This window comes from Kitasatospora sp. NPDC032150, from assembly GCF_055579945.1.
The window spans coordinates 174,206-187,270 of the sequence record NZ_JBVIMH010000013.1 but is presented as its reverse complement, the minus strand read 5'-3'; the positions used below and the strand labels follow the sequence as shown (position 1 = coordinate 187,270).

At 70.2% G+C, this 13,065-nt stretch carries 10 protein-coding genes and 1 pseudogene; 5 read left to right on the top strand and 6 right to left on the bottom strand.

Annotation, left to right across the window (positions count from 1 at the left end):
- Together ACZ5ON_RS17810 and ACZ5ON_RS17805 are read right to left on the bottom strand one after the other, a co-directional pair.
- On the bottom strand, window positions 1–3,098 hold a 3,098-nt coding region (locus tag ACZ5ON_RS17810), incomplete at its 3' end, for a caspase, EACC1-associated type (RefSeq protein WP_465592837.1).
- The gene (locus ACZ5ON_RS17805; protein ID WP_465592834.1) at window positions 3,085–3,531 is read right to left on the bottom strand and encodes an effector-associated constant component EACC1; all 447 of its coding nucleotides are present in this window, start codon (window positions 3,529–3,531) and stop codon (window positions 3,085–3,087) included. The genes ACZ5ON_RS17805 and ACZ5ON_RS17810, both read right to left, overlap by 14 nt.
- Before the next feature lie 787 nt (window positions 3,532–4,318).
- Here ACZ5ON_RS17805 and ACZ5ON_RS17800 point away from each other — a divergent pair.
- The gene (locus ACZ5ON_RS17800) at window positions 4,319–5,254 is read left to right on the top strand and encodes a Gfo/Idh/MocA family protein (protein ID WP_465592831.1); all 936 of its coding nucleotides are present in this window, start codon (window positions 4,319–4,321) and stop codon (window positions 5,252–5,254) included.
- A 113-nt stretch (window positions 5,255–5,367) separates the two neighbouring features.
- On the opposite strand, the gene ACZ5ON_RS17795 is transcribed toward ACZ5ON_RS17800, so the two are convergent.
- Complete coding sequence (locus ACZ5ON_RS17795; protein WP_465592828.1) at window positions 5,368–5,622, bottom strand: chaplin; 255 nt, start codon at window positions 5,620–5,622, stop codon at window positions 5,368–5,370.
- 256 nt (window positions 5,623–5,878) lie between these two features.
- Window positions 5,879–7,723 (bottom strand): M1 family metallopeptidase, encoded by a 1,845-nt coding sequence (locus ACZ5ON_RS17790; RefSeq protein ID WP_465592825.1) that lies wholly within the window; start codon window positions 7,721–7,723, stop codon window positions 5,879–5,881.
- A 653-nt stretch (window positions 7,724–8,376) separates the two neighbouring features.
- Here ACZ5ON_RS17790 and ACZ5ON_RS17785 point away from each other — a divergent pair.
- A complete protein-coding gene (locus ACZ5ON_RS17785) occupies window positions 8,377–9,372 on the top strand; it encodes an N-acetylglucosamine kinase (protein WP_465592823.1) in 996 nt (331 codons plus the stop codon).
- Window positions 9,373–9,662: 290 nt separating this feature from the next.
- Here the strand turns inward: ACZ5ON_RS17785 and ACZ5ON_RS17780 are convergent, their stop codons facing one another.
- A complete protein-coding gene (locus tag ACZ5ON_RS17780) occupies window positions 9,663–10,550 on the bottom strand; it encodes a DUF2268 domain-containing putative Zn-dependent protease (protein ID WP_465592820.1) in 888 nt (295 codons plus the stop codon).
- A 60-nt stretch (window positions 10,551–10,610) separates the two neighbouring features.
- On the opposite strand from ACZ5ON_RS17780, the gene ACZ5ON_RS17775 reads away from it, so the two are divergent.
- Window positions 10,611–11,036, top strand: coding sequence for a hypothetical protein (locus tag ACZ5ON_RS17775; RefSeq protein WP_465592817.1), 426 nt, complete (start codon window positions 10,611–10,613; stop codon window positions 11,034–11,036).
- A 111-nt stretch (window positions 11,037–11,147) separates the two neighbouring features.
- On the top strand, window positions 11,148–11,609 hold the full coding sequence (locus tag ACZ5ON_RS17770; RefSeq protein WP_465592891.1) for a MarR family winged helix-turn-helix transcriptional regulator: 462 nt from the start codon (window positions 11,148–11,150) through the stop codon (window positions 11,607–11,609).
- A 24-nt stretch (window positions 11,610–11,633) separates the two neighbouring features.
- On the opposite strand, the pseudogene ACZ5ON_RS17765 reads toward ACZ5ON_RS17770, so the two are convergent.
- Window positions 11,634–11,833: pseudogene (locus ACZ5ON_RS17765) on the bottom strand (IS5 family transposase); the annotation flags it as partial.
- A gap of 261 nt (window positions 11,834–12,094) precedes the next feature.
- Here ACZ5ON_RS17765 and pip point away from each other — a divergent pair.
- Window positions 12,095–13,054 carry a prolyl aminopeptidase gene (pip, locus tag ACZ5ON_RS17760; RefSeq protein ID WP_465592814.1) on the top strand — a complete coding sequence of 320 codons (960 nt, stop codon included), beginning with the start codon at window positions 12,095–12,097 and terminating at the stop codon, window positions 13,052–13,054.
- Window positions 13,055–13,065: the final 11 nt, after the last annotated feature.

The following is a 13,065-nucleotide window of genomic DNA, read 5'->3' as shown; positions in this document are numbered from 1 at the left end:
GTTCGGGTGGTGCCGGTGGCCAGGTCCCACAACCGGGCCGTGTGGTCGTCGCTTCCGGTGGCCAGGGTGTGCCCGTCCGGGCTGAACGCCACCGACCGTACGGCTGCGGTGTGGCCGGCGAGGGTGGTTCGGGTGGTGCCGGTGGCCAGGTCCCACAACCGGGCCGTGTGGTCGTCGCTTCCGGTGGCCAGGGTGTGCCCGTCCGGGCTGAACGCCACCGACCGTACGGCTGCGGTGTGGCCGGTGAGGGTGGTTCGGGTGGTGCCGGTGGCCACGTCCCACAACCGGGCCGTGTGGTCGAAGCTCGCGGTGGCCAGGACGCGCCCGTCCGGACTGAACACCACCGACAGGACGTGGTTGGTGTGGCCGGTGAGGGTGGCGCGGACCGTGCCGGTGGCCACGTCCCACAACCGCACCGCACCGTCGTCGCTTCCGGTGGCCAGGGTCCGCCCGTCCGGACTGAACACCACCGACTGCACAGCCCTGAGCGGACCGGCGGGGTTGGTGAGGGTGGTTCGGGTGGTGCCGGTGGCCACGTCCCACAACCGCACCGTGCCGTCGAAGCTTCCGGTGGCCAGGGTCCGCCCGTCCGGACTGAACACCACCGACAGGACCTGGTCGGTGTGACCGGTGAGGCCGTGACGCAGGGGAAGGCCGGCGGTGGCGTAGAGGCTTGCGACCGCCTCGGAGGAGGGGCTGGTCCGGTATGCCTGGATGGCCAACAACGAGGCGAGATCGGGATTGGTACCGATCAGGACGCTGGAGTCGGCGGCAAGCTGCCGGGACAGGGCCACCTGGCGCGCGGCGACTGCCTTGCGCTGTTCGCCGAGCGCGATCTGCCCCTGCCACACGGCCAGCCCGGCTGCGATCAGCGAGAGCACCAGCAGGACGGTCAGGGCCCCACGCCGTCGCCGCTCGGCGCGCAGCCGCCGCTGCTCGGCGCGCACGCTCTCGGTGTAGAACTCCTGCGCCAGTTGGCCAAGAGCCGGGCCGCCGGCAGCGAACTGCTCACGAACAAGAGCGAGTCGGGCACCGCTCATGAGCCCGGTCGGGTCTCTTCCGTCCCGCTCCCAGGCGGCCGCCGCGTCCAACAGCCGCTGTTGCACCAGCAGGGCGGCCCGGCTGGCGTCGATCCAGTTGCGCAGCCGTCGCCAGGCGCGGAGCAGGGCCTCGTGCGAAATCTGGGCGGAGTCACCGTCGAAGGTGATCAGACGGGCGCGGGCGAGAGCATCCCGGGCTCTGATGATGGCTGCTACCTCGCCGGGCGGGCGTTCGGCGAGCAGGTCACTGAGGTTGAGCACGCGTCGGGTGTCCTCGGTGCCCTCACTGATCCGCACCATGCGCAGCAGGATCAGTTCGGCCGCCTGCCGGGCCGCCGGGTCGAGGTCGTCGTACGTGGCATCCGCCTGCTGGGTGACGGCGCTCCAGATTCCACCGGTGGCACCGTAGCCGGCCAGGGTCAGGATGCGGCCTTCGCGGCGGGCCCAGGTGAGCCAGAGCGCGTAGGAGAGCAGGGGCAGCGCTCCGGCGGCGAACTCGTTGTCGGCGCGCAGATCGCGCAGCAGGGTGTCGGCCAGCCCCGTCTCCAGAGCGAGACCGGCCACCTTCGCGGGACCTTCGATCGCCTCGCGGAGCTGACCCGTCGTCATGGGAGGAACGGGAAAGTGACGTTGCTTGAGCACCTCGACGAGCTCGGGGTGGGCCAGGCAACTGGCGTAGAAGTCCGCTCGCAACCCGAGAACGACCACGGCTGCTTCACCGGCCGCGCAGAGTGCCTGGATGAAGGCGCGCCGTTCGTCCTCGTCCTGACAGGAGGTGAACACCTCCTCGAACTGGTCGACTGCCAGGAGCAGGCGTCCGTCCGGCACCTCCCGGCCGCCGCCGAGCCGCTTGAGCCCACGGCGGACGAGGCGGGCCGAGCGGGACGGGTCCGCGCGCAGCTGTGCGAGAACCTCGGCCGTGGGCAGTCCCGCCGCGCCCGCAAGGTGCGTTGCGAGGGTGCCGAGCGGGTGCTCGCCGGGTGTGAGGAGGGCCTGCGGCCAACTGCCCGCGCCCGGCAGTCGCAGCTGTCCGCGCTTGACCGCGGGGAGCAGCCCCGCCCGCAGCAGCGAGGACTTCCCCGCGCCCGACAACCCCATCAGCACCACCGGCCCGTCAAGGGCCCACGCGGCCAGCCGGTCGAGCAGCTCGGCGGTGAGTTCGGCGCGCCCGAAGAAGAAGCGTTCGTCATCGGCGGTGAACGGATCCAGACCGGGATACGGACAGACCGGCTCCTCGACCGCGCCAGCTGATCTCGCATCAGTCTCCGGGCTCGCGTGGGGCGCTGCCGCCGCCGGGTTCGCGGCGAGCACCAGGTCACCCGCGCGACCGCTGAGGTGGCGCTCGGGGGCGGGCAGGCCCCGCAGCGGGAGCACCCGGCGAAGGTGACGGTAGACGGTCTCGACGGTCAGCCCAGGTGGTCCGCCCGGGTCCCCCTCGCGCAGCAACCGCACCAGCTCTCCACTGAACGCCGTGTACGGCTCGCCTTCCAGGGCAAGCGCCTGTTCGTCCCGGGAGGCGGAGGCGAGGACGTAGCTACCGCTGAGCGAGGCCAGTGCGAACGCGTCTGTGGCGGCGGTGCCGAACGAGCCACGGGCGCGACCGGCGAAGCAGCAGTCCAGTACCACGATGATCGCGCGGGCTCGGCAGTTGCTGAGCTCCTCGCGCACCGCCTGGTAGGACAGCGCTTTGAAGGCCAGGCCTTCGGCCAGGTCATCGGTCGCACTGGTGGCCAGGTAGAGCTCGTTGGCCGGGCTGACCAGGCCGTGGCCGACGAAGTAGAGCAGCAGCACGTCCTCGGCCTGCTTGGCGGTCTCGATGATCGCGGTGCCGAGTTCGAGCGGGTCGGCGGGGTCCGTCACCGGGCGGAGGTTCTCCGGACGCAGGCCGCAGTGCTCGACCAGGGTGCGACCCAGCTCCTGGACGGTTGCAGCCACCGCGGGGACGTCCGGCAGCCGGGAGCCGGCCACGTGGTGGCCGGTGCCGACCAGGAGTACCCGGGTGCCCGCCGAAGTCAGGGCGGTGCCCACGGGAGCGGGCGCCGCGTCAGTCGATGTCACCGGCGCTCCGATCGCTGCTGGTCCGATCGCCGGCCATCTCGCCGGCCACCTCGCCGGCAACCTCGGCGGCCAGCGAATGGGACAGCTCGGCAGTGATCCGGCGCACCTCGGCCGCGTCCAGGCCGCTGACATGGGTGGCGTTGAAGTCGATTGACGTTCCGTCAGATCGGATCACCTTCACCGAGACGTCCCCCGTCCGGCGGCGGATCCAGGAGATCAGCACGCTCGCCACGGCCGTCGCCACGCCACCAGGGCCGAGAACGACGGTCAGCGCATCCACGAGGGACCCGAGAGTGCCGGCCGCAGGGGGTGCCTCGTGCAGTCGGACCCTGCCGCGCAGCTCCTCCTCCGCGACCAGCCACTCGCGCAACGACCGGAGCTGCTCGGCGGATGCGCTGCCGCCCGCGACTGTGACTTCGAACCGTACGTCCACTGGCTGCTCCCAAGAGAGCGTTGGTCGACCACCCTGTCGTGCCAACCGTAGCCGCGTCCGGTCGGCCATGGGGCGGAAGTCTCAGCGAGGCAGCATCGGCCATGCGGCAGACGGTGACCTGCTCTGCCGGAACGCCCGCAGAACTTGAATCCATGAATCCCCTTTCCAACGCCGTGCCGCCGTGAAAGAAGGCGGCCCATTGTTGGGCGAGCAGGGCTATTGGACCACATCCGACAGTCAATATGCCTCCACACCAACGGAATTGGCCGCAAGGCCCGGGTCTCCACCGACGTGTGCAGCCCCTGCGGGTGCCGGGTAATCATCCCGGGGGAGTCCCGTGAACGGCCAGCCTCGAACTTTCGTGACGGCCCACGTTGACTTGTTCGGCAGGCCGCTTCGGCATGCCGGGGCTATTGTCGGCGGGCCGCCGGCCCCCCGACACGATGGGGTTGGTGAGGCCGGACTCGTGCTGGTGGTCGACCAGCTCGAGGAGATCTTCACGCTGTGCACCGACGAGGTCGCTTTTTCCGCAAGCGAATACGCACACGGTGGTCCGCCGCCGACGTCGATGCGGTGCCCGTCCGCAGGACCTTCTCCCCGGCGAAGCCTCGTCGCGGCCCGCGCGATCGGGTCCGGCTGAGCGGGGCGGCCGAGTTGTCGGCGGGGACCGGCACAGGCGCGTCGAGTGGCTGAACCCTGACTGGGGGAGCCCATCGGGGATCGACCGTGGGTGGCGACTGACGCATAGGGTGGGGCGGCGATGATCGTCCACTTGACAGGAGACCCCGTGAGCCAGCCCGCTGCCGTTGACGCCCTGCTTCCTGTCGGTGTGATCGGCCTGGGGGATATCGCGCAGAAGGCGTACTTGCCGGTCCTCACCGCGCTGCCCGGTCTTGATCCGAGGTTGATGACCCGCGACCGGGCCAAGCTCGACCGTCTCGGTGACACCTATCGGGTCGGCCCCGAGCACCGCTTCACCGATCTGGGCGAGCTGATCGGAAGCGGGGTACGCGCCGCGTTCGTGCACGCCTCCACCGACCAGCACGTCCCGATCGTCGAGCAGCTGCTCAAGGCGGGCGTGGACGTGTACGTGGACAAGCCGCTCGACTACCACCTGGACGGCGCCCGGCGCCTGGTCGACCTCGCCGAGCGGACCGGCCGGTCACTGATGGTCGGCTTCAACCGGCGCCACGCGCCGGGCTGCCTGCTGGCCAAGGAGCGGCCGCGCGACCTGATCCTGCTGCAGAAGAACCGCGAGGGCCTGGCGGAGGCGGCCCGCACCCTGGTCTACGACGACTTCATCCACGTCGTGGACACGCTCCGCTTCCTGATCCCCGGTGAGATCGAGCACTTCGACGTTCGCTCACGGACCCGGAACGGACTGGTCGAGCACCTGGTACTGACGCTCTCGGGGGACGGGTTCACCGCGCTCGGCTTGATGAACCGGGCCAGCGGCTGCGCGGAGGAGGTCCTGGAGGTGTCGGGCGGTGACTCCAAGCGCGTGGTGCTCAACCTCGCCGAGGTGATCGACCACAGGGGCCAGCCGACGGTCCGCCGACGCGGTGACTGGGTCTCGGTGGCCCGCCAGCGCGGCATCGAGCAGGCGGTCCTGGCCTTCCTGGAGGACATCCGCGCGGGCCGGACCGTCTCCGCCCGTGACGCGCTGCGCACCCACGAGCTGTGCGAGCGGATCGTGCTGGAGATCGAAGCCCAGGCACGCTGAGGTCCGGACGGGCCGAGGCTTCGGCTCGCCGAGGCCCGGAAAAGGGATGACGGGGACCGATGCCGCCTGCTGGGGCGGCACCGGTCCCCGTCGTCGGGTCGGGAGTGCGGTGATCAACCGGTGTTGGAGCAGGTGTTGCCGGCGGCCGGGTTGAGCAGACCGATCAGGCTGACGCTGTTCCCGCAGACGTTGACCGGGATGTCGATCGGGATCTGGACGAGGTTGCCGGAGAGCACACCCGGCGAACCGGTGGCGCTGCCCGTGGCGTCGGCCGAGGCAGAGGCTACTCCAGCCGACCCGAGTACGAGCGCACCGGCTGCCCCGGCAAGCACGAGGGCCCTGCGGATGTCCTTCACGGTCTTCTCCAATTCCTGGGGGATGGTGCCTGGTCATGCGGGAACCCCCGCCGCCGGATTGTTCCGGGGCGGTCCCGCAGGACAGTGTTGGCACCTCACCGCTCCGGCGAACCGTCAGCACACCCGCCATTCACCCAACCGAGCGAGCCTACGCCCGCGTAATCGGCCATCGGCACCATCCGTGAGCGGCTCCGCCTCCGGCCGCCGACGTCAGGCGCGGAGCCCCCGCTCGGCAGCGTGGAGCACGCGGCCTGGCGGGGGCGGTGGATCAGCCGTCGATCCGGTGCTGGGTCCAGAAGGAACTCAGGTCGGTGCTGGTGGCGGCCTGGGCCGCGGCCTTGAACTCGGCGGTGGTCGAGACGCCGTACCAGTGGGCCTGCGCGTAGTCGTGCAGCAGCTTGGTCATCGCGGCATCGCCGATCAGGTTGCGGAGGTCGTGCAGGGTGCACTTGCCGTAGCCGTAGACGACGGTTGAGTACCGCGAGGAGTTGGCGTCCCAGTAGGCCATCGAGTTGGTGATCTTCTCGTTCGGCGAGGCCCAGGAGACGCTGTTCCAGCAGCCGGAGCCGGTCTTGCCGAGGGCGAGGTCGGTGGCGTAGTCGGTGAACGCCTCGTCCAGCCAGGGGCTGTTGTACTCGTCGTCGCCCACGATGCCGTACCACCACTGGTGGCCGAGCTCATGGGTCAGTGCGGTGCTGTTGACCAGGTCGAGCACGAAGCCGGGGTACTCCATCCCGCCGAACCAGAAGTCGTTGTCCAGCACGGCGTCCACCTCTCCGTAAGGGTAGGCACCGAAGCGCTGGGCGTGCGCGTCGATCGCCGACTCGGCGGTGCTCAGCATCGACTGGGCGTCCGACGAGCTGATGCCGCTCACCGAGTAGACGTTGACCTTCACCCCGCCGGGAGAGGTGCCGGAGATCTCCGTGAACGGCCCGGTCGCCCAGGCGAAGTCGCGGACCTTGCCCGCCGTCGCGGTGGTGACGGTGCGTCCGGCGGATCCTGGGGTGTCCACCGAGGTGCCGGTGGCGGGCACCAGCAGGTTCGACGGGTGGTCGAGGGTGACCTTGAAGTCGGAGGCCAGTGAGTAGAAGGACTCACCGTTGTTGGTGTAGGGGTCGAGATGCCAGCCGGAGGCGTCCCGGATCGCCAGCACCGGCAGGGCGTTGCCGATGAAGCTGAACGCCCCGTCCCGGCCGAACCGGTCGGCACCGCTCGGCACGCTGATGCCGAGGGAGAAGCCGATCGAGCCGCTCTGCCCCTGGCCCAGCGGCGCGGGCAGCGTCACCTCGAGAGCGGTGCAGCCCACCGACGGCGCAGACGCGGTACCGCCGGTCAGATCGGTCACGGTTATCGGCGTGCTGGGGCAGTTGCCGTGGTAGTTGTCCCAGAGCCGTAGATAGACCTCGTTGAGCGGAGTGGCCGAGGCATTGGAGAAGCTCACGCTCTCGTGGCCGGTCCAGTTGGCGCCCGAGGCGTCGCTGCTCAGGTTGACGGTGTACACGGCCGAGGACGGCGTGCGGGTGGCATCGGCCGGGGGCGGCGGAGGGGTGCCGCCGCCGGAGACGTCGAGGGCGACGTCGTCCAGGACGAAGCTGGTCTGCAGCCCGGAGTCCTCCACGCCGGTGAAGGAGAGGGCGACGCTCTGGCCCGCGAAGGCGGAAACGTCGAAGGACTGTTGCACGTACCCGGACTCGGCGTCCAGGTTGGAGTACGTCGCGAGCGTGCTGGTGCCGAGCTTGACGGTGAGCTTGTCGTACGCGACCGAAGTGCTCGTCTCAGCGGTGTCGACGTGCAGCCAGAACGCCAGCCTGGCCGTGCTGCAGCCGGCAGGCAGGGTGAGGGTCTGGCTGAGGGTGTCGGTGTGGGAGGACCCGTACCCGTCGAGCCAGGCGAAGGAACTGCCGGAGTGGGCGCTCTGGCCCCCGCCACTGGTGATCACTCCGCTCGACGCGGACCAGGGCGAACTCCCCGACTCGAAGCCGCCGTTGGCGACCACCTGGGTGGAAGTGCAGTCGGCGGCGCTCGCCACAGAGGGGGTGGCGAGAGTCGCCGTACCGGCCGCCAGTAGGAGGGCGGCCGCGGTGACGAAGGGCAGAAGAAGCTTTCTTCTCATCCGAGCCTCTCAGGAGACAGCGCCTCTCGGCCCGCAGGTGATGAACGATCAGGAATCGCACGACGGATGGGCAGCTTGACGCCCTGCCTCGACACACCACCCGGGCGGGCGGCCGCAGAGGGGCGCTCCAACCCCTGAGGCCGAATGGAAAGCGTGGCAGCAAATCCGCTCGACTGAAAGGCTCATGTCACTGATCGCGGGGCGAATCCTCTGCCAGTTCCGGCGGCCGGGCGCGCCCCACCCGCCGGGGCAGTCCTCCCACTCGTCCGTCCTTCCACTCGTCCGTCCTCCCGTCGGGCCGTCGCCCGTGTGAACCCGTGCTGATCGGTGAGACCGCCAGCGCGCGGCGGCCGGGTAGGCGGCCATCGCGCGGGTCGGTGAGCAGCAGGCGGAAGCGGTGCGGCGGGCGGCCGGGATGATTGCGGACGCGATCACGGCGGCCCTGCTCGCGCAGCAGATGGTTGCCGAGGTGATCTCGCTGATCGAGGAGTCGGGCGGCACCCCGCCGGTCTACCTGTCCGCCAACATCGCCGGCGGTGACGAGCACAACCGGGTGCTGGAGGCGCGGTACGCGGGCCGGATCAGGCGCACGGCACGAGAACCGGGCGTGTCGCCGGGGGCCCGATCGAGTCTCGGTGCGGTAGGACTAGGCCGTGAACACGCCATTCGCGCCGAGGGACTTGGTCCTGGGCCTGGACGTCGGGGGCACCGCCACCCGGGTGGTGGTCGCGGAGACGAGCGGCCGCGTCGTCGGTACGGCACGCGGTGGTGGCGGGAACCCGGTCTCGCACGGCGCAGCCGGGGCCGCGCGGAGCGTCGCCGAGGCCCTCGGCTCGGCACTGAGCGGAGTGGATCCAGCCCGGGTGGCCGCCGGAGTGCTCGGGCTGGCCGGCGGGCTGGTGACCGCGGGCGGGCTGGCGGAGGTCTGGTCCCGGGCCGGGCTGACGGTCGAACCGCGGTCGGCCAGCGACGTGGAGTTGGCGTTCGCGGCGGGGACCCGCCATCCTGCGGGCTCGGTCCTGATCAGCGGTACGGGCGCGGTCGCGGGGGAGTGCCGCGACTTCGCCCCGGTCCGGCTCGCGGACGGGCACGGCTGGCTGCTCGGCGACCGGGGCTCCGGCTACTGGCTGGGGCATTCCGCCGTCCGCTTGGCCCTCGGTCGGATCGACCGGCGGGAGGAACTGACCGGCCTCCCGGGGGCGGTGGTCGAAGCCCTGCTGGGCGGCCCGGAGGCAGCCGACCCCCGGTCGGCCCTGATTAGCGCGGTGCATGCGGAGCCACCCGTACGGCTGGCGCGCCTGGCGCCGCTGGTGCTGCGAGCCGCCGAGGCGGGCGAGCCGGCCGCACGGGGCCTGGTGAGCGAGGCGGCGGACCACCTGCTCGCGACGCTGGGCACCGTCCGCCCACCGGGCGCGGACGCTCCGGTGGTGCTGGCGGGTGGGGTGCTCTCGGTCGGCTCACCGCTGGCGGCCGTGGTCCGCGAGCGGATCGCGGAGCGATGGCCGGCAGCCGAGATCTCGCACGCGGGGAACGCGGCCGGCGCCGCCGCCTGGCTGGCGGCCCGTTCGCTCGGAGCGCCGGGGTTGGACCAGCTGCACCGGACGTTCGTCGGGGAGGTGGTCGTGAGCCGGCCGGGCCCGGGAGCCTGACGCGCGCCTGGGGTACCGGTTCCCTTGCGCTGCAGAGGAGTTGCCTGCGCCGGCGACGCGTGCCGCGGTCGGCGGGACCATCCGTGAACGCCGGCCAGCGGTGGATCGCGGTCGAGCGCGATGCCGAGCCCGAGCCCGGCGACTTCCCGCAGGAGCTGTGGTATTGACTGCAGCTCAGCTCGGGGTCGCCCGGCACCCCATCGATCGGTCCGTCCTCGTCCGGGTGTCCGGACCCGCGGCGGTGCGGGGCCGGACCAGGTGCCCTGCGGGGCATGACCTGCCCGGAGCGGTCACATGCTCGTCGGCACGCCCGCGTTGGTCAGGATCTCGTGTGCCGGCAGGGCGATGCTCTGGGCGGCGGTCAGACCGGAGGCCGCCAGATGTGCGTCCGCGATCCGCAGTCCGACCGCGTACCCGGCGAAGTCCGGCATCCCCACGGGCTGTTGTCCCATGCGCTGCGCCGTGGCGTCGCCCAGCACGTACGCGGTCAGGTTCTGCATCCCCGCCACATCGATCCGGGCGGTGACCCTTTCGTACACACTGTCCAGTTCGGTCCCGGTCAGCGCTTTCGACCACGGGCCCATGGCCTGCTCGCCGGCGAGCTCCCGGACGAACGCCTCGGCCAGCCCCTCCGCGACGACCTGCTCGCCAACCGTGACGGTCATCGGGTTCCAGACCACGTTCGCGTAGCGCACGTTGTGGTGGAGCTCGTGTGCGGCGCCGTGGCCGATCAACTCCAGGCTCGTGCCGGTCGGCCACATCAGCAGGTAGATCGCCCCCGGGAACCCGCCCATGCCGAGATACCCGGAACTGCGGACGGTGAGATGCTCGTCGTCGGGGTCGCCGAGCGCCACCACCACGTGCACGGTCTCGGCGTGCCTGACGCCGGGCACCGCACCGCTGATCCGCTCCCACGCGCCCGCGAGAGACTCCTCGATCCGGTTCCACACCCCCGCGTCCTGCATCTGACGCAGGGCGGGTAGATACCGCGCGTCCTCACGGTCGACTCGGAAGCCACTGCCCAGCTGGTGCATCCGAGTCAGGTCCATACCACTTGCCGCGGGCATCACGCTCTGCAGCGGGCTGAGCATTTCCCGCAGCGCGTCGGGCCGCTCCTCCACCGGCCCTTGCAGGAGGTCGACCATCGCGGACGCCGTGTCGTGAACAACAATCCTCATGACTCGAGACCGTAGGGCCTCCCGTTGCGTGAGGGTCAAGTCGCTCTCGAGCTCGTTCAGTTGGAGACCATCGTAAATCTGCTGACCTTCGGCGAGGCGCTGGATGGGACGGACGCGAGCGAGATCGAGCAGGTCATAGATGGCTCACGCGGCTTGGCCGACTATCTCGACCAGCGGGTCGAGGACTCGCTCCACCCGCACCCGCCGGAGGACGCCCATCTCCGGCACCTCGCCACCCTGACCGGCCCAGTTCGAAGCTACGGTCTGGGCTACCTCGCCTCCCGCAACCTCGCTGTCGAGTCCGCCTGCCACGACGCCCTCCACGCCGTCCCGCCCGCCGAAGGCCTGCTCGACGCGGCTGCCGGCCGCGACCTGCTCGCGCTCTGCGAGGGCGTCGGCGCAGAGCTGGTGGAGACGCTGCGGTGGCTCAAGACGACCGCTTATCAGGGGACTGTTGTGAAAGTGCTGGCCACAGCCGCTCGTTGAGGACTGCGACCAGCATGGTTGCCACTTGGCGCACGGCAAGTTCCTCGTATCCCGTGGCGGCAGCGCCACGACCTTGACCTCAACCGCACTTGAGGTCCTAGCCTAGCGATCATGACGACCGTAAGCACCCCGCAGAACGGCACCGCCACGCTCGGCCAGCGGCCCATCGCCCTGGTCGCCTGGGGCGCCACCGAGGCGATCCTGCGGCACTCGCAAGCCGCCTTGGCGCGCATCGACGTGACCCAGCCCCAGTGGTGGGCGCTCAACAACATCGTCCGCGCCGAGCACGGCCTCACCAGGGAGGAGGTCCGCGCCGTGGCCGTGCCCTACGGCATGGGCGCCCAGGTGATGGTCCACGCCGTCGACGCCCTCGTACACCGGGGCTGGCTCGGCACCGGCGCGGACGGCCGGCTGACCCTCACGGAACAGGGCTGCGAGGGCCTGGCAACGGCGAAGGAACACATGGACCGGGTGCGTGCGGAGCTCCTCGGCGACATCACGGAGGAGGAGTACGCGACTGCAGTCTCCGTGCTCCAGCGCGTCACCGACAACCTCGCTCAGGGGCTGTTGTGAAGGCTGGTCACAGCCATTATCTCGTGCCACCGCACGGTGGCGCTTTAGTCGATTGATCCCGCATTCAACCGCATGGCGCTCTTTGTAGTCGGCCTTGTCGAACTTGGGCGGTCGGCCGCCACGGTAGCCGAGTTTATTGCAGTTGCGGATCTGATCGGCCTTCTCCGGGATGGTACAGCGGATGCCACGTCGCGCAGGTAGGCGCGGTTCGCGCGGGAGCCATATGGCCCGACGTCGTGGCGACTCCGCAGGCTCATGATCAAGAAGCGGGGCCGTAACCTGAGGGCTGGTCAGGTTGCTGTGTGGACGGAAGAGTGGTTCAACGGGCTCGGCCTGCACCGTTTGCGTGGCACGATCCGCTATCCGAAGGCGGCGTAACCATGTCAGGAAGATCATCGGTAAGCCGTATGCGGGAAAACCGCACGTACGTATTGAAAGGGGGATGGGGAAACGGGTCCGCAAGGACACCGCGCCCCTGACTACCAATGGTTGATCTCTATCCTCCGACCAGTCCCTACGACAGTGGATTCCTCGACACCGGAGACGGCAACCGCATCTACTACGAACAGCTCGGGAACCCTGAAGGCAAGCCTGCCCTGAACGTCCACGGCGGCCCGGGGTCGGGCGCGCCGCAGCGGCCGACGAGGGCCTGGGACCCCGAGCGCTACCGCGTCATCCGCTTCGACCAGCGCAACTGCGGTCGCAGCATCCCGCACGCCAGCGACCCGGCGGCGGACATGAGCCTGAACACCACGCAGCACCTGATCGACGACATGGAAAGGCTGCGCGAACACCTCGGCATCGAGCGGTGGTTGCTGAACGGCGGTTCCTGGGGCGCGACCCTCGTCCTGGCCTATGCGCAGCAGCATCCCGAGCGGGTCAGCGAGATGGTCATCCCGGCGGTGACGATGACCCGCCGCTCCGAGATCGACTGGCTCTACCGGGGCGCCGGGCGGTTCTATCCTGAGGCGTGGGACCGGTTCCGCGACGGCGTCCCGCAGGACGAGCGGGACGGTGACCTGCTCGCGGCCTACGCGCGGCTGATGGAGAACCCCGACCGGGCGATCCGGGAGAAGGCCGCTGCCGACTGGCTCGCCTGGGAGGACGCGGTCATCTCGAACGAGCCCAACGGCGTGCCCGGCATGTACAGCGATCGCGAGGTCGATGCGCAGATCGCGTTCGTACGGATCTGTTCCCACTTCTTCAGCAACGGAGCGTGGCTGGAGGAGGACCAATTGCTGCGCAACGCCCACAAACTGGCTGGGATCCCGGCGGTACTGGTCCACGGTCGACACGACATGGGCAGCCCGGTACAGACGCCGTGGGAGCTGGCGAAGGCGTGGCCGGACGCGCGGCTGTGCATCATCGAGGACTCCGGGCACGCCGGAAGCGACACGATGCAGCAGACGGTCCGGACGGCCATCGAGGAGTTCAAGAACCGGTGATCCTCAGGTCA

Excerpts from the sequence above, each read along its gene's own strand:
- ACZ5ON_RS17790 (WP_465592825.1), bottom strand. The coding sequence starts at position 7,723 with ATGAGAAGAAAGCTTCTTCTGCCCTTCGTCACCGCGGCCGCCCTCCTA.
- ACZ5ON_RS17770 (WP_465592891.1), top strand. The coding sequence starts at position 11,148 with ATGACGACCGTAAGCACCCCGCAGAACGGCACCGCCACGCTCGGCCAG.
- pip (WP_465592814.1), top strand. The coding sequence starts at position 12,095 with ATGGTTGATCTCTATCCTCCGACCAGTCCCTACGACAGTGGATTCCTC.
- ACZ5ON_RS17780 (WP_465592820.1), bottom strand. The coding sequence starts at position 10,550 with ATGAGGATTGTTGTTCACGACACGGCGTCCGCGATGGTCGACCTCCTG.